This is a genomic window from Leisingera coralii, from assembly GCF_049056525.1.
Taxonomy (GTDB): domain Bacteria; phylum Pseudomonadota; class Alphaproteobacteria; order Rhodobacterales; family Rhodobacteraceae; genus Leisingera; species Leisingera coralii.
On the sequence record NZ_JBHUPT010000014.1, the window covers coordinates 80655 to 103490 of the forward strand.

A 22836-nucleotide genomic window follows, 5' to 3' on the forward strand; every position below is an offset into this window, starting at 1 on the left:
GCGAGGGTGGCGCCGCTGGGCCGCAAGGCAGCCGATGGGCCAAGCTTCACAAGCGGACCGCGCCCGAGGAGCGTTTCCGGAAAGCTTGCTCACCCTTGCCTCTGCGCTGGCCTGAAGGGCGCTGTCGCGAGAGAAGCGCACCTGCGCCGCGCGTCAGCGCGGCGCCATGCCCAACCTTGAAGGCTCATCTATGATGGGCCAGGAATGGGCGGGAGAGTTCGCGGGCAACAAAAAAGGGAGCGCGGAGGCTCCCTTTTCAGCGTTTCATGTCAGGCGGTTCAGCCGTCCAGACGCACCAGGGCGTGGCGCTTCTTGCCGGCGCTCAGCTTGATCGGCGAGGACAGGGCGCCCGCGTCGATCATCAGGCCTGCATCGGTGAGCGGCTGGTCGTCGATCTTGGCGCCGTTCTCGGCAATCAGGCGCTTGGCGTCCTTGCCGGATTTGGCAAGGCCGGATTTCACGATCAGCTGCACCACCGAAATGCCGTCGCCCAAATCGGCGGGCGACAGCGAGAGGGTCGGGAGGTCGTCGCCAATGCCGCCTTTCTCGAATACCTCGCGCGCGGTGGCTTCCGCCGCCGCGGCCGCGTCGGCACCGTGGCAGAGGGTGGTCACCTCATTGGCCAGGATCACCTTGGCGGCATTGATCTCGGAACCCGCCAGCGCGCCCAGGCGCTCGCATTCCTCGACCGGCAGCTCGGTGTAGAGCTTGAGGAAGCGGCCCACGTCCGCATCGGTGGTGTTGCGCCAGAACTGCCAGAACTCGTAGGGGCTGCGCATGTCGGCGTTGAGCCAGATCGCGCCTTCGGCGGTCTTGCCCATCTTCTTGCCGTCCGAGGTGGTCAGCAGCGGCGAGGTGAGCCCATAGACCTCGTGATCGATCACCCGGCGGGTGAGGTCGATGCCGTTGACGATGTTGCCCCATTGGTCCGAGCCGCCCATCTGCAGGATGCAGCCGTAACGGCGGTTCAGCTCCATGAAGTCATAGGCCTGCAGGATCATGTAGTTGAACTCAAGGAAGCTGAGCGACTGCTCGCGGTCGAGGCGGGACTTCACGCTTTCGAAGCTGAGCATCCGGTTCACCGAGAAATGGCGGCCGATGTCGCGCAGGAATTCCAGGTAGTTCAGCCCGTCCAGCCATTCGGCGTTGTTCAGCATCAGCGCCTTGTTGGGGGCGTCGGTTTCATAGTCGATGTAGGCGGAGAACACCTTCTTGATGCCGGCGATATTCTCGTCGATCTCGGCTTCGGTCAGCAGCGGGCGCTCGTCGGCGCGGAAGGAAGGGTCGCCCACCTTGGTGGTGCCGCCGCCCATCAGGGTGATCGGCTGGTGGCCGGTCTTCTGGAACCAGCGCAGCATCATGATCTGGATCAGCGAGCCGACGTGCAGCGACTTGGCTGTTGCGTCAAAGCCGATATAGGCCGGGCGCACACCGCTGAGCAGAGCCTCGTCCAGGCCCTGATAATCGGTGCAGTCCGCAAGGAACCCGCGTTCCATCATCACTGCGATGAAATCCGATTTCGGTGTGTAGGTCATAACATGCCTCGGTCTATGGTTTTGCACCATGCCCTATAAATCGCATTGGCGCCGGTTGGAACCTGTTTTCCCGGCAAAATATGCGCTGTAGTATCCCCCGCAACGGGCGGCACGGCCCGGATCCTGAAGGATGGGGGCAGGCCATGAGCAGGGCCATTGCAAAAACGGGTGCGGTACGGGCGCTGGGGGCGATGAGCGGCACCTCGCTGGACGGGGTGGATGCGGCTGTGGTGGTGACCGACGGCGCGCGCATCCACGGCTTCGGCAAGAGCAGCTACCGTGAATATACCACGGAGGAGCGCAGTGTGCTGCGCGCGGGCCTGGGTAAGTGGGCCGGGCCGGAGGTGGAGGCTGCGGCAGCGATCTGTGATGCCGCCCATGCGGCGGCGCTGGCGGAATTCACGGATGTGGAGATCATCGGCTTTCACGGCCAGACCCTGGCCCATGCGCCGCGGCGGCAAGGCACGCTGCAGGTGGGCGACGGCGCGGCGCTGGCCGAGACCTTGGGCAAGCCGGTGGTGTGGGACTTCCGCTCTGACGATGTGGCGATGGGCGGCGAGGGCGCGCCGCTGGCGCCGTTCTTTCACTTTGCCTGCGCGAAATACATAGGTGCCGAACGGCCCTTGTGTTTCCTGAACCTGGGCGGGGTGGGCAATCTGACCTATGTGGACCCGCGGTTTGAGCGGCCGGAGGAGCCGGGGGCTTTGCTGGCCTTTGACACCGGCCCCGCCAATGCGCCGGTCAACGACCTGGTGCAGGAACGCTTGGGGATTCCCTGGGACGCGGATGGCAAGGTGGCGCGCTCCGGCAAAGTGGAGACCGGCGCGCTGGAGCTGTTTCTGGCGGAGCCGTATTTCGCAAGAATGCCGCCCAAGTCGCTGGACCGGAACGACTTTGCCGAGATGGTGACACTGGTGCGGGAGCTGAGCAACGCCGATGCGGCCGCGACCCTGACGGCGATGTGCGCGGCGTCCGTGGCGCAGGGCATGGAACATTGCCCGGAACCGCCGGAGGTGGTTCTGGCCACCGGCGGCGGGCGGCACAATCCGGTGCTGATGGAGATGCTGCGGGTGTCGCTCGATTGCCCCGTGAAGCCCATTGAGGACGCAGGCCTGGATGGCGACATGCTGGAGGCGCAGGCCTTTGCCCATCTGGCGGTGCGGGTGGCGCGCGGGATGCCGACCTCGGCGCCCGGAACCACCGGCGTCAGCGCCTGTGTCGGCGGCGGGGTGGTGAGCGTGCCGGGGGAATGACCGGCAGCGTCCCCGCGCAAGAATTTTCAGAAAATTCTTGCCAAATTTCTTCAGAAGAAATTTGCCGCCCGCGGCGTGCGGGTCAGCGGGAAAGCTGGCGGAGGTAATCTCCTGTGAACTCGGTATAGCCGTCCGAAGTGGACTTCAGATGTGCCCGCGTGATGGCGTGGAAGGCAGGCAACTGGTGGAACGGCACGTTCGGGAAAGAATGGTGTTCGGCGTGGAAGGGCATGTTCCAGGCCAAAAAGCGCACCAGCCGGCTGGTGTAGGTCGTGCGGGAGTTCTCCAGCATATCGGCGACCGGCGGGCAGAGGCCATGTTCCGCCAGAAGATAGGCCCGCAGGACCGGCTGCCCGATCAAGAGCGGCACGATCCACAGCCACAGCACCAGCGGGGATAGGAGAAGACTGAGCAGCGCGGCAGCATAGATCACCAGCAGCACACGCGCCTCCAGCCGCATATCCGCATGGCGGCGTTCGGGCAGGTAGGATGCGCTGATGGTGCCGAAGGCGTTGCGCCAGAGGGTTCCGGCCATGCCGCGCCAGTAGCCCCAGCCGCTCAGGTATCTGAGCCATTGCGGCACGGTCGCCGGGCGGGGGCCGTGTTCCAATTCCGGGTCGCGCTCCGGGTCATTGGTGTATTTATGATGCGCCAGGTGAAAGTAGCGGAACCAGACAAAGGGCAGGGCGATGGCAACGGCGCAGACATGGCCCGCTGCCTCGTTCAGCCATTTGCTGCGGAACGGCGTCTGGTGGGTGCATTCGTGGCTGAGCGTGAAAAGGAACACCAGCAGCACCCCCTGCGGCAGCATCAGCAGCGGCCAGAGGGGGACCTGCAGCGCAATCCCCGCAGTGCAGGCGGCAAGGGCCGCCAGATACAGCGCCAAATGGCGCAGGCCCGCCGCGTCGGAGCGGGCGGTCAGCGCCGCCTTGGTGTCCGGCGGCAGCGCCTTGATCAGGGCAGTGTGATCCAAATGGGCAGGCATATGGACAGTCTTGTCCAGCCCGGCGATTCGCTGCAAGGGGCGGGTCAGCCGCGCGGGATGTCGAAACCGGGCGCGGCCAGCTCGAAACCCTCGAACTGGAAGCCGGGGGAGACGGTGCAGCTGACCAGCGTGTAGTCCCCTGTGGTACGCGCCGCCTGCCAGTGGCCTTCCGGCACGATCAGCTGGGGGGCGCCCTGGCTCAGGTCCGGGGTCAGCAGGTGGTCCTGCGCCGGGCCCTCGTCCGTTGCCGCCATCGACAGCACCAGCGGCGCGCCGGCGTGGTAGAGCCAGATCTCGGTGGCATCGACGCGGTGCCAGTGGCTGCTCTCGCCAGCCTTCAAAAGAAAGTAAATACAGGTGCCTGCGGGGCGGCCTTCGTTCTCCGCACGCCAGGTTTCCTTGTACCAGCCGCCCTCCGGGTGCTGCTGCAGGCCCAGGTGCTGGATGATCCGGTCTGCATTCATGGCTGCTCTCCCTGCTTTGGTGCTGGTAAATCTATATTCCAGTCATATGTTTGGGCCATGACACTCATGATCCCCTTTGACAACACCTATGCCGCCCTGCCGGGGCAGTTCTACTCCAAACTGCCGCCGCAGGCTGTGAAGGCGCCAAAGATGGTAGCGTTCAATGATGATCTGGCGCGGATCATGGGGATTACGCCCGGTGAGGCCGTGGAGATGGCGGAGGTGTTCAGCGGCAATCAGGTGCCGGAGGGGGCCGATCCGCTGGCGCAGCTTTATTCCGGACATCAGTTCGGCACCTACAATCCGCAGCTGGGCGACGGGCGCGCGATCCTGCTGGGGGAGACGGTGGGAGCAGACGGCAAGCGCCGGGATATCCAGCTGAAGGGCTCGGGCCGCACGCCGTACTCCCGAAATGGCGATGGGCGGGCCTGGCTGGGGCCGGTCTTGCGCGAATATGTGGTGAGCGAGGCGATGCACAGCTTGGGCATCCCGACCACCCGGGCGCTGGCGGCGGTGGAAACCGGTGAAACTGTCTGGCGCGAGGGCGGCCTTCCCGGTGCGGTACTGACTAGGGTGGCGGCCAGCCATCTGCGGGTGGGCACCTTCCAGGTCTTTGCCGCGCGCGGCGACAAGGCGAGCCTCAAGCAGCTGACGGACTATGCCATTGCGCGCCACTATCCCGGGGCCGAGGGGCCGATGGGGCTGCTGAAGGCCGTGCGCGATGCGCAGGCGGAGCTGATCGCCGCCTGGATGGGGGTGGGTTTCATCCACGGGGTGATGAATACAGACAACTTCTCGATCTCCGGCGAGACCATCGACTACGGGCCCTGCGCCTTCATGGATGTGTATCACCCCCATACAGTGTTTTCCTCAATCGACCGCGGGCGGCGTTATTGCTATGCCAACCAGCCCACGATTGCGGTCTGGAACCTTGCACAGCTGGCCACCGCGCTGATCCAGCAGCTGGACGACCCGGAGGCGGGTGTGGAGGAGGCGACGGAGATCGTGCATGCGATGCCCGCGCTGACCGAGACGGCCTGGCTGCGGCGCTTCCGGGCCAAGCTGGGGATCACCTCGGCGCAGGAGGGCGACCTGGAGCTGATCACCTCCCTGCTGGGGCGGATGGCAGAGAACCAGAGCGATTTCACCAATACCTTCCGCGCCCTGGCAGACGGCACGGCACGGGACCAGTTCACCGATCCCGCGGCTTTTGACGCTTGGGCGGAGGGCTGGCAGGCGCGGCTGGACGGGGAGCCGGATCCGGAAAGCGTCATGCGCGGGGCCAACCCGGCCTTCATCCCGCGCAACCACCGGATCGAGGAGATGATCGCCGGCGCGGTGGCCGGGGACTATGCGTTGTTCCACAGGCTGAATGATGTGCTGGCGACTCCTTATGCGGATCAGCCGGAGCACAGCGATCTGCAGCGCCCGCCGCTGCCGGAGGAAGTGGTGCCGGCGACCTTCTGCGGCACCTGATCCCCTGTTCATCTGGCTGAAAATATCCTCGGGGGTGAATTGAGCTGAAAGCTCAAGAGGGGGCAGACAGCCCCCTGTGCCGGTTGCGGCCTGAAGCCGGTTGTGCTTGGGCCGCATTCTGCGCCAAACTTCTGAAAGGCCCCGGAGAGAGCAGATGCCAAAGACCCCCCCGCCGGATACCCTGCGGATTGCCACCTACAACATCCAGAAATGCGTCGGCATGGACTTGCGCCGGCGGCCGGAGCGCACCCTTCAGGTGCTGTCGGGGCTGGGCGCTGATGTGGCGGTGCTGCAGGAGGCTGACAAGCGGCTGCCGCCGCGGCCCGCGGCGCTGCCGCATTTCCTGGTCGAGGAGACCGGCTGGCAGGCGGCCGATCTGGGGGGCGCCGGGTCTCTTGGCTGGCATGGCAATGCGGTGCTTTTCCGCAACGGCGTGCAGCTGCGGGCAAAGGGGCACATCGCGCTGCCGGGGCTGGAGCCGCGCGGTGCGGTCTGGGCGCTGCTGGAAACAGAGGTGGGGCCGGTGCGGGTGATCGGCACGCATCTGGGGCTGACCGGGCGGGCCCGGCGCGAGCAGATGCATGCCCTGGCCCGGGCGGCGCAGGCGGATGACGCGGCAGTGATCCTGGCAGGGGATTTCAACGAGTGGTCGCGCACGCCGGTGCTGGAGCATATCGCCCCGGCGCTGACCTTCCTGCCGCCGAAAGCGAGCTTTCCGGCGCTGAGGCCCCTGGGGGCGCTGGACCGGATCGCCCATTGCAAGCGGCTGGAGGCGGTGGCGCATGGGGTGCATCTGGTGCGGCCTGCGCATATCGCCTCGGATCACTTGCCGGTCTGGGCGGATCTGCGGGCGGTTTAGCGGGGTGAGCGCTCCCGCGCCTTTCCAGGCAAATTGCCTGGGCAATTTGCCGTCAGGCTTGGGCCGGGCGCTGCTGCGCAGCGCAGAATGTATTCTGCTGAGAGGCGCTTAAGGGCAGGTCTGCCCTTAAGCGCCATTTCAAGTGTGTGAAGTGCTGATCCGCGTCAAGGATAAACAGCGCTGGCGCGCTGCGGCTTTGCCGTCCTTGACCCGGATCCGCGCGGGGAAGAGTCAGCGCGCGCGCTGTTTCTGGCCGCGGCGCTGGGCGTTGCCGGGCTTGCCGCCCTGCGGTTTGCCCTGGCCGCTGTTGCCGCCTCCGCCGCCACGGCGCCGTCCGCCGGGCTTGCCGCCGCCGGGACCGCCGCGGCGTCCGCCAGGACGGCCGCCCGGTTTGCCACCGGGCGCAGCCGGGTCGGGCATTGCTTCCCAGGCGCGGCCGGAGGCGGTGGGGATGGTGATCTTCATCACTTTCTGGATCGCCTTCAGCTCTTCCATCTCATCCGGGGCGCAAAGCGCCACTGCCTGGCCGTCCTTGCCCGCGCGGGCGGTGCGGCCGATGCGGTGGACATAAGCGTCCGGCACATTGGGCAGCTCGTAGTTGTAGACGTATTTCACGTCCGGAATATCAAGCCCGCGGGCGGCCACGTCAGTGGCAACCAGCACCTTGATCTCGCCTGCCTTGAAGGCGGCCAAGGCGCGTTCGCGCTGGCCCTGGGATTTGTTGCCATGGATGGACGCTGCGGCAAAACCTGCCTTGTCAAGCGTCTTCATCAGCTTTTCCATGCCCCACTTGGTGCGCCCGAAGACCAGGGTGCGCTCATCCTTGTGCTGGTCCAGCAGTTCCTTCAGCAGGTCCAGCTTGGCGGCCTTGGCGATGAAGTGCACCGACTGGGTGATCTTGTCGGCAGCCTTGCCCGGGGGCGAGACCTCGATCCGGACCGGGCTCTGCAGGTAGGAGTTGGCGATCTCGTTCATCTGCTTGGGCATGGTGGCCGAGAACAGCATGGTCTGGCGTTCCTGCGGGATCAGCGCCGCGATCTTGCGCAGGGTGTGGATGAAGCCGAGGTCCAGCATCTGGTCGGCCTCGTCGAGCACCAGGAAGTCGCAGGAGCCGAGATCCAGCGCGCCGCGGTCGAGGATGTCGATCAGGCGGCCCGGAGTGGCAACCAGGATGTCGGTGCCCTTGGCGATGCGGGCGATCTGCGGGTTGATGGAGACGCCGCCCACCACCAGGCCGACCTTCATCGGGGTGCCTTCGGTCAGGCCCTTCAGCGTGTCGGCGATCTGGTTGGCCAGTTCGCGGGTCGGCGCCAGCACCAGGCCGCGCACGGTCATCGCGGCGGGCTTGCGGCCGTATTCCAGCATCCGCGCCACCAGCGGCACGCCAAAGGCGGCGGTCTTGCCGGTGCCGGTCTGCGCCAGGCCCAGCACGTCCTTGCCGTTGAGGGCATGGGGAATGGCGCGGGCCTGGATCGGGGTCGGGTCGTTCAGACCCATGTCCTTGAGGCGGGCGAGGAGCTTCTCAGGCAGCCCCATGGTCGAAAATTCAGTCACGTATCGTCCTTTCACGGCCCTGCGGTCTGCACTGGCCGGGTCCGCTGCTTGGGCAGCGGTTTCATGCGGGGCAGGGACCTCGGGCGCGCGCTGGCCGGATGCCAGGCCGCTGGCCTCTGCAATCCCCACGCGTGATTTTGGGAATGGCGGCATATCACTAGACCCCGGAACATTGGTCATGCGCATCATGCGCGTCCGGTCTTTGGCCTCTGCTCACGCGGCAGGGAGGGATGCCTGGGTGCCAAATGGCTGTGGATAAGCCGATTGTCAACCGCTGATGCATATGAAAAGCCGGTTTTCGCGGGCTTTTGCATCCGCTAAAGAGGAAGCCCAGAAAACCGCGAGGACGCAAATGGCAAAGACGATTATCGCCCGCTGCGAGCGCAAGGGCCTGCGCATGACCGGCCAGCGCCGGGTGATTGCCCAGGTGCTGCAGGACAGCGATGATCATCCTGACGTCGAGGAGCTCTATGCCCGTGCCAGCGCGATGGATGCGGGGATTTCGATCGCCACCGTCTACCGCACCGTGAAGCTGTTCGAGGAGGCGGGCATTCTGGAGCGGCTGGAGTTCGGCGACGGGCGCGCGCGCTATGAGGATGCCGACCGCGAGCATCATGACCACCTGATCGACATGAACTCGGGCGAGGTGATCGAGTTTTGCGACCCGGAGATCGAGGAACTGCAGGAGCGGATCGCCCGCAAGCTGGGCTATGAGCTGCGCGGCCACAAGCTGGAGCTATACGGGGTGCCGCGCAAGCAGGACTGAGGCGGCGGAGCCGTTTTCCGGCACGGAAAACGGCCAGGAAAACATGCGTTTTCCTGGCCGGAATTTTTGCAAAATTCCGGTTGCGCCGGTGGCGGGTAGAGACTGGCACATCACGAAAATTGATGAGTGTGCTCACGTCTTGTCATTGCAGGGCGTCGGAAACGGAGTTGCCGCCGGGGCATTTTGCCGCTTTTGTCCCCCGGAGCCCGGCAGCCCCGCTGGGCGGAACGATGGACGCGCGCTCATGAACAACCTGCACGGTATTCTGCTGGTTATTGCCTCGATGGCATTTTTCACGCTTGAAGACATGTTCATCAAGCAGCTGTCTGGCACCTTGCCGGTCGGGCAGATCCTGATCTTCCTCGGTATCGGGAGCGGGCTGGTCTTTGCGGTGATGGCGAAGATGCAGGGGCACCGCCTGTTCGCGCCGCGCTCCTGGCGGCTGCGGCCGGTGCTGCGGGCGGGGACCGAGGCGGTTTCGGCCATGGGGTTCGCCTCGGCGCTGGCGCTGGTCGATATCTCGGTTGTGGCCGCCGTGTTTCAGGCAACTCCGCTGGTGATCACCATGGGGGCGGCGCTGTTTCTGGGCGAAGACGTCGGCTGGCGCCGCTGGCTGGCGATCTGCACTGGCTTTGCCGGGGTTCTGCTGATCATCCGCCCGGGGCTCGACAGTTTTGAACCCGCCGCATTGCTGGTGGTGATTGCGGTGCTGGGCGTTGCAGCGCGGGATTTGATGACGCGGGTGATGGACAGCGCGGTGCCCTCCACCGTTGTCAGCTTCCAGGCGTTTCTGGCGGTTATTCCCGCGGGGCTGCTGCTGCTGGCCTTTACGCCCGGCGAGGCACAGGTGATGGAGCAGAATGAATACCTGATGATGGCAGGCGGGGTGCTGTTCGGGGTGCTGGGCTACTACGGCATCGTCACCGCGATGCGGGTGGGGGATGCCTCGGCGGTGACCCCGTTCCGCTACACCAGGCTGCTGTTTTCGATTCTGGTGGGCGTCATCGTCTTTGGCGAGCGGCCCGACACGATGACCCTGACCGGGGCCGCGCTGATCATCGGGTCCGGGCTCTATACCTTTGTGCGCGAGCAGCGGCTGGCGCGCCGGGCCCGCCGTGCGGCAGCCGCGGCTGCGGCCTGAGGTCTCAGCCTGCGCCGCCGCGCAACTTTCTGCACAGCTGTTGGCGCAAACAGCGTTTTGTTAGCCCTAAACCGCCGGTTTTAGAGGTGTTAGCGATAACGTTCCCGGTTTACATTTCCGCCGCGGCTGGTATGACGCTGGCAACGGAACGCGCCGCTTTCAGGCCAAACCAAGGATGGACAGATGAGCACCATTATCGACATTCACGCCCGTGAGATCCTCGACAGCCGGGGCAACCCGACGGTTGAGGTCGACGTGATCCTGGAAGACGGCACCATGGGCCGCGCTGCCGTGCCCTCCGGCGCCTCGACCGGCGCCTACGAGGCGGTGGAGAAGCGCGACGGCGACAAGTCCCGCTATATGGGCAAGGGCGTGCTGGAAGCGGTTGCCGCGGTGAACGGCGAGATTGCCGAGGAGCTGGTCGGCTTTGACGCAACCGAGCAGGTGGCCGTCGACCAGGCGATGATCGAGCTGGACGGTACCGAGAACAAGGGCCGACTGGGCGCCAACGCGATCCTGGGCGTGTCGATGGCGGTGGCCAAGGCAGCCGCGGATTTCACCACTCAGCCGCTGTACCGCTACATCGGCGGCACTTCGGCGCGGGTGCTGCCGGTGCCGATGATGAACATCATCAACGGCGGCGAGCATGCCGACAACCCGATCGACATTCAGGAATTCATGATCATGCCGGTGGCCGCGGACAACATCCGCGAAGCCGTTCGCATGGGTTCCGAAGTGTTCCACACCCTGAAGAAAGAGCTGTCGGCGGCAGGCCTCAGCACCGGCATCGGCGACGAGGGCGGCTTTGCCCCCAACATCGCCTCCACCCGCGAAGCGCTGGATTTTGTTCTGAAATCCATCGAGAAGGCCGGCTACAAACCGGGCGAGGAAATCTACCTGGCGCTCGATTGCGCGGCGACCGAGTATTACAAGGACGGCAAATACGTGCTGTCCGGCGAGGGCAAGACCCTGTCGTCCGAAGAGAACGTGGCCTATCTGGCGGCGCTGGTGAACGACTACCCGATCATCTCCATCGAGGACGGCATGTCCGAGGATGACTGGGACGGCTGGAAGGCGCTGACCCAGGAGATCGGCGACAAGGTGCAGCTGGTGGGCGACGATCTGTTCGTGACCAACCCGGCGCGTCTGGCCGAGGGTATCGAGCGCGGCTGCGCCAACTCGATGCTGGTGAAGGTGAACCAGATCGGCTCGCTGACCGAGACCCTGAAGGCGGTCGATATGGCCCACCGCGCACGCTACACCAACGTGATGTCGCACCGCTCCGGCGAGACCGAGGACGCCACCATCGCCGACCTGGCGGTGGCCACCAACTGCGGCCAGATCAAGACCGGCTCGCTGGCGCGCTCTGACCGGCTTGCCAAGTACAACCAGCTGATCCGCATCGAGGAAGCGCTGGGCGAAGTGGCCGAATACGCGGGCCGCTCGATCCTGAAGTAAGGCCTCTGGCCGAAAGAATGGCGGGATAGCCCGCCTGAAAGCCCCGCCGGATTGGCGGGGCTTTCCTTTTTGCCGGCCCTGGCCCGCAGGTGCGGCGGGCTGCCCGTTTGCGGGGAAGCGGCTGGAAGAATGGGCCGGGGCGGTCTATTGCTCCTGCAGGATACTATTCCTTGAGAGGCAGAGATGCAGGCACCGGGTTCGGAAAACCGTTATCAATCCGCGCATGCCGAGCTGCTGCTGCGGTCCTTTGCGCAAGTAACAGGCCGGGCGCTGCTCGAAGGGGCGGATGCCGAGGCGCTGTACCGCGCGCCGTTTCCAGTGCTGTCGCACAACACCGCGGAGGACCCGGTGCTGACCTATGGCAACCTGGCGGCGCAGCGGCTGTGGGAGATGGGGTGGGACCAGTTGACCGCAATGCCATCGCGCCTGACGGCGGAGCCAGCGCACCGGGAGCAGCGCGATGCGATGTTTGCAGGGATGCGGGAGAAGGGCTTCATCGAAAATTACGCGGGTGTGCGGATCAGCGCCTCGGGGCGGCGGTTCGAGATCCGCAATGCGGTCATCTGGCCGCTGCTGGGACCGGGTGGCGCCAAGGCGGGGGAGGCCGCCACCTTCCGGGAGTACGCCATTCTGTAAGGCTGCAGCTGTAAACACTGCGCTTGAGTGGTCCGGATCACAGACACTCACGCTGGTGTTATGGTAAGTTTACCTTGCGCGGCGCGGTCAGCGCTGCGGGAAAGGGGAACAGGCCATGACGACGCGTACACTGCGCACAGTGGCAATCTGTGCAATTCTTTCAACACTTCTGGGGTGCAGCGGTGCCGGGACCTATCCGTTCAGCGGCCAGCCGGCCTCGGCCGATGATCCGGTGCTGCGGATGAACATGTACGACAATTACCCATTGCTGGCCGGGCTGTAATCCGGCGTCCGGGGACGTCCGCCTGCAACTGGCGCCCCCGCCGGGGCGGGACGCCAGTTTGAAGCATCAGCAGGGGGCAGTGTAGTAAGTGCCGTCGCCGCGGGAGTAGGCGCACTGATTGGACTGGTTGTTCTGCGCAACCAGGGTGCCGGCCGCTGCGCCGCCCAGGGCGGCAATCAGGCGCCAGTCGTCATCGGCCTTGAGCGCGTCGGCCGCAATCAGGCCGGCTGCCGCGCCGCCTGCCACGCCAGCGACGGTGCGCTGTTCCGGGGTCAGGTTGGTACAGGCGCCCAGGCCCAGAACGGCACTGCTTGCGAGAACGGGGATCCAGCGGAAATTCATGTTTTTCCTCCAATTTCGTTGGTCCGGGCGGCCTGTTTCAGGGCCGCGGATGGCACTATAACGCCGGCCGCTGGCGGATGGTTCCGTTTTATGGTGTGAGTTTCCGGCTGCGGCGCCGTTCCGCCCGCGCAGGGTATCTGGCGGCAAGCTTCCGCCGGGCGGCTGTGGCGCACCGGAATTCGGCACGAATTCCGGCCCGGAAATCAGGTGATTTCCGGATCGTTTCCCGCGCCGGGAAACGGCTGCCGGGCCCAGCGTTACAGGTTCTTGGTCATCAGGATGTAGTTTTTGCGCGGCTGGAAGCGAGTGCGCAGGTAGAGCCGCTGTGCGGTCTCGTTCTCCCGGTCGACTTCCAGATGCAGGGCGCGCATGCCGGCGGTGGCCAGCGATTTCGGCAGCTCGGTCAGCACTTCGGTAGCGATGCCGCGGCTGCGCACGGCGGGGCGGATGTAAAGCTCATCGACAAATCCGTCCATGCCGCCGAACTCCACTGACCAGCCGAAGGTGATCACGATATAACCGATCGGCGCCCGGGTTGGGCCGATCAGGTAGACCGCGCCATAGGGGTGGCCGTTCAGCAGCGGCTCGATCCCGGCGCGGCGGTGCTCGTCGCTGCTCTCCAGCCCGGATTCGGCATGGAAGGCGGCGACCAGCGCGAGCACGGTGTCCAGGTGTTCGGGCTTGGCAAGGTGCAGGGCGGCGCTCATAGGCGGGCGAGCCTTTCGGTCAGAAGGTGAAAGAAGCCGTCCGCGTCCGCGTCGCCGATGAACAGGGCATTGGGTGTGCGGTTGGTGACCCCCCACCAGTCGGCAACGGTCATGCCGAGAGTGAGATCGGAAGATGTTTCGATTTCCACATTCACATGGCGGCCGGAGAACAGCTCCGGTTTGAGCAGCCAGGCGATGACGCAGGGATCATGCAGCGGGCCGCCTTCGGAGCCGTATTTCTCCACATCGAAGCGTTCGAAGAAGTCGAGCATTTCGGCGGTGAAATGGCCGGCGCGGGTATCGAGGGCGCGGATCGCCTCGACACGCGGCTTGGTCGCCAGAACCTTATGCGTCACATCAAGCGGCATCACGGTGATCGGTGCGCCGGATCTGAACACGATTTCAGCGGCTTCCGGGTCAACATAGATGTTGAATTCTGCCGCTGGGGTGATGTTGCCCACCTCGAAATAGGCGCCGCCCATCATCACGATCTCCTGCACCCGTTCGATGATGTCGGGCGCGGTATTGAAGGCGGCGGCGATATTGGTGAGCGGACCCAGGGTGCAGAGGGTGACGGTGCCCGGATCATGCTCCCGCAGCCTTTCGATGATGAAATCGACGCCGTGGCCCTCGGCGAGCGGCATCTGCGGTTCCCACAGCTCCGGGCCGTCGAGTCCGGTCTGGCCGTGCACATGTTCCGCGGTGATCAGCGGCCGGGAAAGCGGCGCCTTGCTGCCCGCAAATACGGCTACATCCGTGTGGCCTGCGGCCTCGCAGACGATGCGGGCGTTCTTGCTGGTCAGCTCCAGCGGCACATTGCCCGCGACACAGGTGATGCCGAGCAGGTCCAGCTCCTCAGGGCTGGCCAGCGCCAGCAGGATGGCGACGGCATCATCCTGGCCCGGATCGGTGTCGATGATGATTTTCCTGGCGCTCATGGCTGTCTCCGCAAATCGTGAGCCACGAGACTACGCGCAGTTCAGCCGGGATTGAACCGCCGTCAGGCAAGCCCGTGCAAATTTCCCGAATTTTTCTGCGACGGAAGTTTGCTGCTGTGGCGTTTGCTTCCTATGGTCTGATTACGCAGCGTCACGGGCGGGGCGGCCCGCAGGCGGGAGCGGTTTTTCGGCCCGGATCCAGGGCGTTAAGTGTACGGCGCGGTTTGCCACAAAAAGCATAGTTCTGAATTTTGAGGGAAAACAAGACATGCCCAAAGAACCCAAAGTTGTTGGCGACATTCTGAAGGACAAGAAGATGACCGCCGCCTACATGGATTATTGCAAGCGGCGCTATTGCCTGAACGAGTTCATGTTCACCCAGAACAAGGGTAATCCGGAATCGCTGTGGACCCGCTACATGGACCAGAAGAAGGGCAAGGAGCCAGTCAACATCACCTCCAAGACCCATCTCGCCGCCAAGGCACTGGCCGACAAGGGCGACTTCAAGAACGGCGACTGGAAGAAGATCATTGCGGCCGGCAAGGATGAGGTCGTGAAGATGCTGAACAAGGATGTGATGGGGTTCACCGGCAGCGATGAATACAAGAAATACGTCGCCGAAAACGGCATGGGCGATCCCAAGAAGGCGGCCAAGTTGCTGGGTATCACTGACGTGAAAAAGCTGAAAGACGTGATGGTCAACGTCGCGGTTGATGACAAGAAGACCGCCGAGAAGCTGTGGAAAGAGCTGGCGAAAAAGGAAAAGATCATCGAGGACTACAAGGCGATGTCCTCGGCCCTGAAAAAGGCAAGCCTGGTCTGATCCCGGAACCGGCGGGACCCGGCGGCGGGGCCGCCGGGATTTGAGTATTTGGGGAAAGATGAAGATGCGGGGCGCGCTCAGGCGCGCTCGTCCGCTTTCACCGCATCCCAGAGCGCGTCCATTTCCGCCAGATCGCTGTCCTCGGGGCGTTTGCCGCGGGCGGCGAGCTTGGCTTCGACGCCTTCGAACCGGCGGGTGAATTTGGCGTTGGCGCGGCGCAGGGCGGCTTCGGGTTCGACCCCCAGGTGGCGGCCGAGGTTGGCCATCACAAACAGCAGGTCGCCGAATTCCTCTTCGACGTCCGCATGGGAGAGGGTGTCGCGGGCCTCGACCAGCTCGGCGCATTCCTCGGTGATCTTGGCGATGACATTGTCGGCAGAGGGCCAGTCAAAGCCGACGCGGGCGGCGCGCTTCTGCAGCTTGTAGGCGCGCAACAGGGCGGGCAGGCCGACGGCAACGCCATCCAGCGTGCCCTTCTGCGCCTTGCCGGCGCGCTCGGCGGCCTTGATCGCCTCCCAGTCGCGGGTCTGCTGTTGGGCTGATTTCTCGCGGCTTTCGTCGCCGAAGACATGCGGGTGGCGCGAGACCATCTTGTCCGACATCGTCCTGACCACGTCCTGGAACGTAAAGTGTCCGGCCTCCTTTGCCATCTGGGCGTGGAAGACGGATTGGAACAGCAAATCGCCCAGTTCTCCCTTCAGCTCATCCCAGGCTTCGCGCTCGATCGCGTCGGCAACTTCGTAAGCCTCTTCAATGGTGTAGGGGGCGATGGTGGCGAAATCCTGTTCGATATCCCAGGGGCAGCCGGATTGCGGATCGCGCAGGCGCGCCATGATCTCCAGGAGCCTTTCAATGCCCGCGGTTTCGTCGTGGATCAGGTCTGTTTCTTGCATTGCGGCTGCTCATTTTCCGGTGTCAGATGCATCATCCCGAGTCTGGAGCAGGAGTCCACCCCAATGCCCGTAGTGAACCGTATTGCCGATTACGCCGGGGAGATGAAGGCCTGGCGGCGGCATCTGCACCAGATCCCGGAGCTGGCGCTGGACTTGCCCAAGACCGCCGCCTTTGTGGCGGAGCGGCTGCGGGAGTTCGGGGTCGATGAGCTGCATGAAGGGATCGCGCAGACCGGGATGGTGGCGATCATCAACGGGCAGGGGGAGGGTCCGACAATCGGGTTGCGCGCAGATATGGACGCGCTGCCGATCCCGGAGGAGACCGGGGTGGAGTATGTCTCCGGCCACGCGGGCAACATGCACGCCTGCGGCCACGACGGGCATACAACGATGCTGCTGGGGGCGGCGAAATACCTGGCGGAGACGCGGAACTTCAAGGGCCGGGCGGCGCTGATCTTCCAGCCTGCCGAGGAAGCGATCGGCGGTGCCCGCATCATGGTGGAAGAAGGCATCATGGAGCGCTTCGATATCGGTGAGGTCTATGCGTTGCACAATGCGCCGGGCCTGCCTGTCGGGCATTTCCTGACCACGCCGGGGGCGCTGATGGCGGCGGTTGATACCTTCCACATTCATATTCAGGGGGTCGGCGGCCACGGTGCCATGCCGCATGAGACCCGTGACCCGGTGATGGCGGCCTGTGGCATGGCCCAGGCGATCCAGACTATCGTGTCGCGCAATCACCATACGCTGGAGGATCTGGTGGTCTCCGTCACCCAGATCCATACCGGCAGCACCGACAACGTGATCCCGGACACTGCCTATATCAACGGCACCGTGCGCACCTTTAACCCGGAAGTGCAGAAGATGGTGATGCGGCGGATGAAGGAGATCGTGGCGGGGCAGGCGGCGAGTTATGGCGTTGAGGCGGAACTGGATTATGAGATTGGCTATCCGGCCACATACAACGACGCGGAGAAGACCGCCTTTGCCGTCGATGTGGCCAAGGAGATCTCGGGCGAGGCCAATGTGGAGCCGGACGGCGGTCGCGAGATGGGGGCGGAGGATTTCGCCTATATGCTGCAGGCGCGGCCGGGCTCCTACCTGTTCCTGGGGCAGGGGGACACTGCCGGGCTGCATCACCCGAAGTATGACTTCAATGACGAGATTTCGCCGGTGGGTGCCTCCTTCTTTGCCCGGCTGGTGGAGCGGGCGCAGCCGGTGAGCGGGTAAGGCCTCGGAGCAGATGACAGGGGCCTGCGCAGCGGGTATTTGATCAAAAAACTGAATTCTCACAACAGGGACGTACCGCCATGGCACTCGAAGACGCAAAGCACATGATCGATCACGCCTTCACCCGCGAGGATCTGAAGGGGCTGAGTTTCGAGATCACCTTTGGCGGGGCGGCGTCCTTCCTGCGCCGCAAGTACACCAAGGACCTGACCGGCGTGGATATTGCCGTCACCGGCATTCCGTTCGACCAGGCGGTGACCAACCGGCCCGGCACCCGGCTGGGGCCGCGGGCGATCCGCGAGGCGTCTGCCCTGCAGAGCCCGGATGAGCCCTATGGCTGGCCGCATAAGCCGCTGAGCACGCTGGCGATTGCGGATTACGGCGACATGGCCTTTGACCATGCCAATGTGCCGGAGTTCCCGGCAGCCGTGACCGAGCATATCCGCGGTATCCTGGCCGCGGATGCGGCCTCGGTCGTGCTGGGCGGGGATCACTATATAAGTTTTCCGGTCCTGAAAGCCTATGCGGAGAAATACGGGCCGGTTTCGCTGCTGCAGTTCGACGCCCACACAGACACCTGGCCGGATGACAACATGGACCGGGTGGATCATGGCACCATGTTCTATAAGGCCGTGAAGACGGGGATCGTGGATCCCAAGACCTCCGTCCAGGTGGGGATCCGCACCACCAATGAGGATACGCTGGGGGTCAATATCATCGACGCACCCACGGTGCATGAGATCGGGCCGGTTGAGACCGCGCGGCGGATCAAGGAAATCCTTGGCGACCGTCCCACATACCTGACCTTTGACATCGACTGTCTGGACCCGGCCTATGCCCCCGGCACCGGCACACCGGTCTGGGGCGGGCTGACCTCGGCGCAGGCCGCGCGCATCCTGCGGGAGATTGCCGGCATCAATATCAAGGGCGGTGACGTGGTGGAGGTCTCTCCCCCCTTTGACACAACCGGCGCAACTGCTATTGCCGGGGCACATGTGGCGACGGAGATCATCTGCCTTCTGGGCTGGAACATGAGAGACAATGACTGACTTCAATCAACCGATCAGCGGAAATGACCTGGCCCGGTTCTCGGGTCCGAACACCTTTATGCGGCTGCCGCAGGCAACCTCGCTGGACGGGTTGGATGTTGCGGTTCTGGGCGTTCCGATGGATATCGGCACCTCCTGGCGGTCGGGCACCCGCTTTGGTCCCAAGCAGATCCGCTCCGAAAGCGCGATGCTGCGGCCCTACAACATGGCCACCGGCGCGGCGCCGTTCGACAGCCTGAACATTGCCGATATCGGCGATCTGGCGATCAACACCTTTTCGCTGCCGGATTCGCTGAGGATCATTCAGGAGAGCTTTGACGCGATCCTGTCGGGCGGGGTGATCCCGGTGGCGATGGGCGGCGATCATTCGATCACCCTGCCGATCCTGCGCGCCATTGCCAGGAAATACGGCCCCGTGGCGCTGGTGCATGTGGACGCCCACGCCGACGTCAACGATGAGATGTTCGGCGAGCGCGAGACCCATGGCACCGTTTTCCGCCGCGCTTTTGAGGAAGGGCTGATCGTCCCGGACAAGACCTATCAGATCGGCATCCGCGGCACCGGCTATGCGGCAACCGATTTCACGGAGGCGCAAAGCTGGGGCTTCCAGCACTTCCCGGCGCAGGAGCTGTGGGGGCGGCAGCTGCACCAGATGGGTGCGGAAATTCGCCGCGATATCGGCAATAGGCCGGTCTATGTGACCTATGATATCGATAGTCTGGACCCGGCCTATGCGCCGGGCACCGGCACGCCGGAAATCGGCGGGCTGACAACGCCGCAGGCGCTGGAGCTGATCCGGGCGCTGAAGGGGGTCAACATTGTGGGTTGCGACCTGGTGGAGGTGTCGCCGCCTTATGATCCTTCGGGCAACACGGCTTTGGTGGGTGCAAACCTGCTCTATGAGCTGCTGTGCGTGCTGCCGGGCGTGGCAACGAGATAAGCGGTCCGGCCTCAAGCGAATAGGCCGGGGGAGGGCCGCGCAGGGAGGAGGCAAGGCTTGACCTTGAAACCGCAATGAAGCGGCTGATGCTGTTTGGCTGGCTGCTGCTGGCCGCCGTTGTCGCCGGGCTGGGCTTTGTCCGCCTGGCGCCAAGCGATCCGCTGGACTGGAACACCCAGCCGGAGTTCACCGAGGACAAGGAATTCCGCGGCGGCGTGTTCCGGGTGGTGCGCACCGGGCCGGACGGGCTGGAGCGGTTCCACCGCATCGCCAGCCATGCCCCGCGCACCAGCGTGCTGGCGGGCGGCCCGGACGACGGGATGGTGACCTATATCACCCGCACCCAGGTGCTGGGCTTTCCCGATTACACCACTGCGGCGCAGGACGGGGATCTGCTGAAGGTCTACGCCCGCCTGCGGTTCGGCCGATCCGACCTGGGGGCCAACAAGGAGCGGATCAACGGCTGGCTGGCGGCGATGGAAGAGGCCTCGCAGGAAGCCTCGGCCAGCGAGTGACCGGGGGGTGTGCTCCCGCCTGTTCGCGGGCTTTTGGAAAAAGCCCCTCACAGTTGGGCCGGGCGCCGCGCTGGGCGCGGCGCTGGCTCTTTCGCCTGCGGCGAATGAGCCTTTGGTCTGCTGAGAAGCGCATCAGGTGCAGGGCTGGCCCTGAAGACGCCATTCCGATTGTGCTTTGCCTTGCCGCGCCGAGGGCAAGCCGCGCGTGCGCGCGGTGGCTGCGCCACCCTTGACCCGGCTGCGCTCTCAGAAAACACTCCAAGAATGCGAATAAACCCAAGGGTGGCAAAGGTGGAAGAAGTCTCTGCCATCCGATGAGGGGAGGCCTGACCGAAATTCTACCGGTTTGAATGATGGTGATGAATCCTGGGCGCACCTCGGGTGCCAAGAGGTCCGGCGCCAGTTGGAATGCGCCCAGCGAAGGAGGGGAATGCCAGTTGGATTATATTGCAGTGCTCGATCTTGGTGACGGGCGGCGGATACACTGCAGGGGTGTTGAGGCGGCAAAATCCAAGTGGGCTCAGCACTACTCTCGCATCGGTGACGCTACCATCGACGTTTTCTATCCGATCAGTTTGGGCGGCGTGGTGGTGACCTACCGCTACGATGGCGAGCTGGAAAAATGGGTGAAGTCAAAATGAGGCGGTTGCAGGGCTTCTGTTTCTCCCTGAATTAACTGTGACGCTGTTGGGTCGTCATAATTCAGAGCTGGGGCAGCTCTGAGGAGATGCCAGAAAGGCCGGGCAGCGGCTCCAGCGACGCCGACAGGCAGCTGCTTTGCACCTCGCGCCACACCGGCACGTTCAGGGACATCTGGCATTGCGCCATGAACATGCGGCCGTCCACCTGGAGGCAGCGCAGCTCGCCCAGTTCGACCCGGGCGCCGGACTTGTCGGTGCAGTAGCAGTCGATGGTCTTGCCGCCCGGTCCGGTCACATCTGCCAGGGCGCTGCCGGAAACGGTCATGACAATGGAAACGACAAGGGCACTGGCATGTTTCATGGCTCTAGCATATCACATGGGGGTGAAATGGCCAAAACATGAACAGCAATAGGCGCGCCCATGGTCCCCGAAGAACGGCTGGAACAGATCCTGCAGCGGTTTCAGTATCTTGAAGCCGCGATGGCGGACGGTGCCGGGGGCGGGGATATTGCCGCGCTGGCCAAGGAATATTCCGATCTGCGGCCGGTGGCAGAACAGATCGGCACCTACCGCAAGCTGCTGAGCGATCTTGAGGAGGCCGAGCTGATGCTGTCGGATCCGGACATGAAGGATCTGGCCGCTGAGGAGATCCCGGCGCTGAAGGCGGCGATCCCCGAGGCCGAGCACGCGCTGCAGCTGGCCCTGCTGCCCAAGGATGCGGCGGACAGCCGTCCGGCGATGCTGGAGATCCGGCCCGGGACGGGGGGCGATGAGGCGGCTCTGTTTGCCGGGGATTTGCTGCGCATGTACCAGCGCTATGCCGAAGGGCAGGGCTGGAAATTCGACATCATCGAGGAGCAGGCCACAGAATTGGGCGGCATCAAGGAGGTGGTTGCCCATATCAAGGGGGAGAATGTCTTTGCCCGGCTGAAGTATGAATCCGGCGTGCACCGGGTGCAGCGGGTGCCTGCGACCGAGAGCGGCGGGCGCATTCATACCTCGGCAGCCACGGTGGCGGTGCTGCCGGAGGCCGAGGACGTGGATATCCAGATCGACCCCAACGACCTGCGTATCGATACCATGCGGTCTTCCGGCGCGGGGGGGCAGCATGTGAACACCACCGACTCGGCGGTGCGGATCACGCACCTGCCTACGGGTATCGTGGTGACAAGCTCGGAGAAGTCCCAGCACCGCAACCGCGAGATTGCCATGCAGGTGCTGAAAACGCGGCTCTATGACATGGAGCGGCAGCGGATTGACAGCGAACGCTCGGCGGACCGGGCGAGCCAGGTGGGCTCGGGCGACCGCTCGGAGCGGATCCGCACCTACAACTTTCCGCAAGGCCGCATGACCGATCACCGCATTAACCTGACGCTCTACAAGCTGGATCAGGTTATGGGCGGCGACCTGGAGGAGATCATCGACGCATTGACCGCCGACAATCAGGCGCGGCTGCTGGCAGAGATGGGGCAGTGAGCATGGCAGAGACCGCGGCACAGGCGATGGCAGCAGCAACGGCACGGCTGCGGGCGGCAGGGGTTCAGGACCCGGCGCGGGATGCGCGGGTGCTTCTGGCTCACGCGGCCCGCATCGAGGCCAGCCGGGTGACGCTGATCGCCCCCGAGGAACTGGCGCCGGAAGTGGCCGAGCGCTATGAGCAGCTGATCGCGCTGCGGGCGGTGCGGGTTCCGGTCTCGCATCTGATCGGCGAGCGGGAGTTCTATGGCCGCCGTTTCAAGGTCTCGCGCGATGTGCTGGACCCGCGGCCCGAGACCGAGATCCTGATCGAGGCGGCGCTGGCGGAGCCCTACAGCCGGGTTCTGGACCTTGGCGTCGGCTCCGGCTGCATCCTGGTGACGCTGCTGGCGGAACGGCAGGAGGCGACCGGGCTGGGGGTGGACATCAGCGAGGCGGCCTGTCTGCAGGCCAGCGCCAATGCGGTGCTGCACCGGGTTCAGGCGCGTGCCGATATCCAGCAGTCGGACTGGTTCGAGGGGGTCGAGGGGCAGTTCGACCTGATCGTCTCGAACCCGCCCTATATCGCGCTGGAGGAGATGGAAGACCTGTCGGCGGAGGTGCGCGGGCATGAGCCGGGCATTGCGCTGACCGATGGCGGCGACGGGCTGGGAGCCTACCGGCGGATTGCGGCGCAGGTGGCTGAACACCTGGCGCCGGGCGGCCGGGTTCTGCTGGAAATCGGCCCGACGCAGGGCCCGGCGGTCAGTGCGCTGCTGGAAGCGGCGGGGCTCAGCGGCATCGCCGTGCTGCAGGATCTGGACGGCCGCGACCGGGTGGTGCGGGCACAATCCGGGGCAAAGAGCAGCATTTGACGCGGAAATTCGCGATT

Annotated in this window: 25 protein-coding genes; 16 read left to right on the forward strand and 9 right to left on the reverse strand. The window is 64.6% G+C overall.

Annotated features, from left to right (window positions below):
- Positions 1–278: 278 nt before the first annotated feature.
- The gene (gene tyrS / locus ACFMBG_RS05195) at positions 279–1535 is read right to left on the reverse strand and encodes a tyrosine--tRNA ligase (RefSeq protein WP_421053655.1); all 1257 of its coding nucleotides are present in this window, start codon (positions 1533–1535) and stop codon (positions 279–281) included.
- 143 nt (positions 1536–1678) lie between these two features.
- Between tyrS and ACFMBG_RS05200 the strand changes: the two genes are divergently transcribed.
- On the forward strand, positions 1679–2788 hold the full coding sequence (locus tag ACFMBG_RS05200) for an anhydro-N-acetylmuramic acid kinase (RefSeq protein ID WP_421053656.1): 1110 nt from the start codon (positions 1679–1681) through the stop codon (positions 2786–2788).
- A gap of 82 nt (positions 2789–2870) precedes the next feature.
- On the opposite strand, the gene ACFMBG_RS05205 is transcribed toward ACFMBG_RS05200, so the two are convergent.
- Positions 2871–3773, reverse strand: a complete 903-nt coding sequence (locus ACFMBG_RS05205; protein ID WP_421053657.1) for a fatty acid desaturase — start codon at positions 3771–3773, stop codon at positions 2871–2873.
- A gap of 44 nt (positions 3774–3817) precedes the next feature.
- Positions 3818–4237, reverse strand: coding sequence for a cupin domain-containing protein (locus ACFMBG_RS05210; RefSeq protein WP_421053658.1), 420 nt, complete (start codon positions 4235–4237; stop codon positions 3818–3820).
- A gap of 57 nt (positions 4238–4294) precedes the next feature.
- Between ACFMBG_RS05210 and ACFMBG_RS05215 the strand changes: the two genes are divergently transcribed.
- Together ACFMBG_RS05215 and ACFMBG_RS05220 are read left to right on the forward strand one after the other, a co-directional pair.
- A complete protein-coding gene (locus tag ACFMBG_RS05215) occupies positions 4295–5713 on the forward strand; it encodes a protein adenylyltransferase SelO (protein WP_421053659.1) in 1419 nt (472 codons plus the stop codon).
- A 154-nt stretch (positions 5714–5867) separates the two neighbouring features.
- Entirely contained in the window at positions 5868–6572 is a 705-nt protein-coding gene (locus tag ACFMBG_RS05220) for an endonuclease/exonuclease/phosphatase family protein (RefSeq protein ID WP_421053660.1), read from the forward strand.
- Positions 6573–6803: 231 nt separating this feature from the next.
- Here ACFMBG_RS05220 and ACFMBG_RS05225 read toward each other — a convergent pair whose 3' ends face one another.
- Positions 6804–8126: a DEAD/DEAH box helicase gene (locus ACFMBG_RS05225; RefSeq protein ID WP_421053661.1), complete on the reverse strand. Its 1323-nt coding sequence runs from the start codon at positions 8124–8126 to the stop codon at positions 6804–6806.
- Between the two features lie 352 nt (positions 8127–8478).
- Here ACFMBG_RS05225 and ACFMBG_RS05230 point away from each other — a divergent pair, with 352 nt between their 5' ends.
- The 5 genes from ACFMBG_RS05230 (at position 8479) to ACFMBG_RS05250 (ending at position 12410) form a co-directional block, all read left to right on the forward strand.
- Positions 8479–8892 carry a Fur family transcriptional regulator gene (locus ACFMBG_RS05230; RefSeq protein WP_174146276.1) on the forward strand — a complete coding sequence of 138 codons (414 nt, stop codon included), beginning with the start codon at positions 8479–8481 and terminating at the stop codon, positions 8890–8892.
- Between the two features lie 244 nt (positions 8893–9136).
- On the forward strand, positions 9137–10033 hold the full coding sequence (locus ACFMBG_RS05235; protein ID WP_421053662.1) for a DMT family transporter: 897 nt from the start codon (positions 9137–9139) through the stop codon (positions 10031–10033).
- 183 nt (positions 10034–10216) lie between these two features.
- Positions 10217–11491 carry a phosphopyruvate hydratase gene (gene eno / locus ACFMBG_RS05240; protein WP_421053663.1) on the forward strand — a complete coding sequence of 425 codons (1275 nt, stop codon included), beginning with the start codon at positions 10217–10219 and terminating at the stop codon, positions 11489–11491.
- 183 nt (positions 11492–11674) lie between these two features.
- Positions 11675–12127 carry an MEKHLA domain-containing protein gene (locus ACFMBG_RS05245; RefSeq protein ID WP_421053664.1) on the forward strand — a complete coding sequence of 151 codons (453 nt, stop codon included), beginning with the start codon at positions 11675–11677 and terminating at the stop codon, positions 12125–12127.
- 115 nt (positions 12128–12242) lie between these two features.
- The gene (locus ACFMBG_RS05250) at positions 12243–12410 is read left to right on the forward strand and encodes a hypothetical protein (protein WP_421053665.1); all 168 of its coding nucleotides are present in this window, start codon (positions 12243–12245) and stop codon (positions 12408–12410) included.
- Positions 12411–12476: 66 nt separating this feature from the next.
- On the opposite strand, the gene ACFMBG_RS05255 is transcribed toward ACFMBG_RS05250, so the two are convergent.
- The 3 genes from ACFMBG_RS05255 to ACFMBG_RS05265 all read right to left on the reverse strand — a co-directional run bounded on the left by ACFMBG_RS05255 (position 12477) and on the right by ACFMBG_RS05265 (position 14397).
- Positions 12477–12752, reverse strand: a complete 276-nt coding sequence (locus ACFMBG_RS05255) for a glycine zipper 2TM domain-containing protein (protein ID WP_421053666.1) — start codon at positions 12750–12752, stop codon at positions 12477–12479.
- A 257-nt stretch (positions 12753–13009) separates the two neighbouring features.
- The gene (locus ACFMBG_RS05260; protein WP_421053667.1) at positions 13010–13459 is read right to left on the reverse strand and encodes a GNAT family N-acetyltransferase; all 450 of its coding nucleotides are present in this window, start codon (positions 13457–13459) and stop codon (positions 13010–13012) included.
- Positions 13456–14397, reverse strand: a complete 942-nt coding sequence (locus ACFMBG_RS05265) for a nucleoside hydrolase (protein WP_421053668.1) — start codon at positions 14395–14397, stop codon at positions 13456–13458. The genes ACFMBG_RS05260 and ACFMBG_RS05265 overlap by 4 nt, the downstream gene beginning before the upstream one ends.
- A gap of 268 nt (positions 14398–14665) precedes the next feature.
- On the opposite strand from ACFMBG_RS05265, the gene ACFMBG_RS05270 reads away from it, so the two are divergent.
- Positions 14666–15220 carry a hypothetical protein gene (locus ACFMBG_RS05270; RefSeq protein ID WP_421053669.1) on the forward strand — a complete coding sequence of 185 codons (555 nt, stop codon included), beginning with the start codon at positions 14666–14668 and terminating at the stop codon, positions 15218–15220.
- Between the two features lie 77 nt (positions 15221–15297).
- Here the strand turns inward: ACFMBG_RS05270 and mazG are convergent, their stop codons facing one another.
- On the reverse strand, positions 15298–16113 hold the full coding sequence (mazG, locus tag ACFMBG_RS05275; protein WP_421053670.1) for a nucleoside triphosphate pyrophosphohydrolase: 816 nt from the start codon (positions 16111–16113) through the stop codon (positions 15298–15300).
- A gap of 63 nt (positions 16114–16176) precedes the next feature.
- On the opposite strand from mazG, the gene ACFMBG_RS05280 reads away from it, so the two are divergent.
- From ACFMBG_RS05280 to ACFMBG_RS05300, 5 genes are all read left to right on the forward strand, one after another.
- Positions 16177–17343, forward strand: a complete 1167-nt coding sequence (locus ACFMBG_RS05280) for a M20 aminoacylase family protein (RefSeq protein ID WP_421053671.1) — start codon at positions 16177–16179, stop codon at positions 17341–17343.
- An 80-nt stretch (positions 17344–17423) separates the two neighbouring features.
- Positions 17424–18392, forward strand: coding sequence for an agmatinase (gene speB, locus ACFMBG_RS05285; protein WP_421053672.1), 969 nt, complete (start codon positions 17424–17426; stop codon positions 18390–18392).
- Positions 18385–19332, forward strand: coding sequence for an agmatinase (gene speB, locus ACFMBG_RS05290; protein ID WP_421053673.1), 948 nt, complete (start codon positions 18385–18387; stop codon positions 19330–19332). Before speB (ACFMBG_RS05285) ends, speB (ACFMBG_RS05290) begins: the two co-directional genes overlap by 8 nt.
- Before the next feature lie 74 nt (positions 19333–19406).
- A complete protein-coding gene (locus ACFMBG_RS05295; protein ID WP_421053674.1) occupies positions 19407–19847 on the forward strand; it encodes a DUF1499 domain-containing protein in 441 nt (146 codons plus the stop codon).
- A gap of 437 nt (positions 19848–20284) precedes the next feature.
- A complete protein-coding gene (locus ACFMBG_RS05300; protein ID WP_421053675.1) occupies positions 20285–20488 on the forward strand; it encodes a hypothetical protein in 204 nt (67 codons plus the stop codon).
- Positions 20489–20549: 61 nt separating this feature from the next.
- Here ACFMBG_RS05300 and ACFMBG_RS05305 read toward each other — a convergent pair whose 3' ends face one another.
- Positions 20550–20849, reverse strand: coding sequence for a hypothetical protein (locus tag ACFMBG_RS05305; protein ID WP_421053676.1), 300 nt, complete (start codon positions 20847–20849; stop codon positions 20550–20552).
- Between the two features lie 60 nt (positions 20850–20909).
- Here ACFMBG_RS05305 and prfA point away from each other — a divergent pair, with 60 nt between their 5' ends.
- Together prfA and prmC are read left to right on the forward strand one after the other, a co-directional pair.
- Positions 20910–21965 (forward strand): peptide chain release factor 1, encoded by a 1056-nt coding sequence (prfA, locus tag ACFMBG_RS05310; protein WP_421053677.1) that lies wholly within the window; start codon positions 20910–20912, stop codon positions 21963–21965.
- A 2-nt stretch (positions 21966–21967) separates the two neighbouring features.
- Positions 21968–22819, forward strand: coding sequence for a peptide chain release factor N(5)-glutamine methyltransferase (gene prmC, locus ACFMBG_RS05315; protein ID WP_421053678.1), 852 nt, complete (start codon positions 21968–21970; stop codon positions 22817–22819).
- Positions 22820–22836 lie beyond the last annotated feature (17 nt).

Excerpts from the sequence above, each read along its gene's own strand:
- tyrS (WP_421053655.1), bottom strand. The coding sequence starts at position 1,535 with ATGACCTACACACCGAAATCGGATTTCATCGCAGTGATGATGGAACGC.
- ACFMBG_RS05200 (WP_421053656.1), top strand. The coding sequence starts at position 1,679 with ATGAGCAGGGCCATTGCAAAAACGGGTGCGGTACGGGCGCTGGGGGCG.
- ACFMBG_RS05205 (WP_421053657.1), bottom strand. The coding sequence starts at position 3,773 with ATGCCTGCCCATTTGGATCACACTGCCCTGATCAAGGCGCTGCCGCCG.
- ACFMBG_RS05210 (WP_421053658.1), bottom strand. The coding sequence starts at position 4,237 with ATGAATGCAGACCGGATCATCCAGCACCTGGGCCTGCAGCAGCACCCG.
- ACFMBG_RS05215 (WP_421053659.1), top strand. The coding sequence starts at position 4,295 with ATGACACTCATGATCCCCTTTGACAACACCTATGCCGCCCTGCCGGGG.
- ACFMBG_RS05220 (WP_421053660.1), top strand. The coding sequence starts at position 5,868 with ATGCCAAAGACCCCCCCGCCGGATACCCTGCGGATTGCCACCTACAAC.
- ACFMBG_RS05230 (WP_174146276.1), top strand. The coding sequence starts at position 8,479 with ATGGCAAAGACGATTATCGCCCGCTGCGAGCGCAAGGGCCTGCGCATG.
- ACFMBG_RS05235 (WP_421053662.1), top strand. The coding sequence starts at position 9,137 with ATGAACAACCTGCACGGTATTCTGCTGGTTATTGCCTCGATGGCATTT.
- eno (WP_421053663.1), top strand. The coding sequence starts at position 10,217 with ATGAGCACCATTATCGACATTCACGCCCGTGAGATCCTCGACAGCCGG.
- ACFMBG_RS05245 (WP_421053664.1), top strand. The coding sequence starts at position 11,675 with ATGCAGGCACCGGGTTCGGAAAACCGTTATCAATCCGCGCATGCCGAG.
- ACFMBG_RS05250 (WP_421053665.1), top strand. The coding sequence starts at position 12,243 with ATGACGACGCGTACACTGCGCACAGTGGCAATCTGTGCAATTCTTTCA.
- ACFMBG_RS05255 (WP_421053666.1), bottom strand. The coding sequence starts at position 12,752 with ATGAATTTCCGCTGGATCCCCGTTCTCGCAAGCAGTGCCGTTCTGGGC.
- ACFMBG_RS05260 (WP_421053667.1), bottom strand. The coding sequence starts at position 13,459 with ATGAGCGCCGCCCTGCACCTTGCCAAGCCCGAACACCTGGACACCGTG.
- ACFMBG_RS05265 (WP_421053668.1), bottom strand. The coding sequence starts at position 14,397 with ATGAGCGCCAGGAAAATCATCATCGACACCGATCCGGGCCAGGATGAT.
- ACFMBG_RS05270 (WP_421053669.1), top strand. The coding sequence starts at position 14,666 with ATGCCCAAAGAACCCAAAGTTGTTGGCGACATTCTGAAGGACAAGAAG.
- mazG (WP_421053670.1), bottom strand. The coding sequence starts at position 16,113 with ATGCAAGAAACAGACCTGATCCACGACGAAACCGCGGGCATTGAAAGG.
- ACFMBG_RS05280 (WP_421053671.1), top strand. The coding sequence starts at position 16,177 with ATGCCCGTAGTGAACCGTATTGCCGATTACGCCGGGGAGATGAAGGCC.
- speB (WP_421053672.1), top strand. The coding sequence starts at position 17,424 with ATGGCACTCGAAGACGCAAAGCACATGATCGATCACGCCTTCACCCGC.
- speB (WP_421053673.1), top strand. The coding sequence starts at position 18,385 with ATGACTGACTTCAATCAACCGATCAGCGGAAATGACCTGGCCCGGTTC.
- ACFMBG_RS05295 (WP_421053674.1), top strand. The coding sequence starts at position 19,407 with ATGAAGCGGCTGATGCTGTTTGGCTGGCTGCTGCTGGCCGCCGTTGTC.
- ACFMBG_RS05305 (WP_421053676.1), bottom strand. The coding sequence starts at position 20,849 with ATGAAACATGCCAGTGCCCTTGTCGTTTCCATTGTCATGACCGTTTCC.
- prfA (WP_421053677.1), top strand. The coding sequence starts at position 20,910 with ATGGTCCCCGAAGAACGGCTGGAACAGATCCTGCAGCGGTTTCAGTAT.
- prmC (WP_421053678.1), top strand. The coding sequence starts at position 21,968 with ATGGCAGAGACCGCGGCACAGGCGATGGCAGCAGCAACGGCACGGCTG.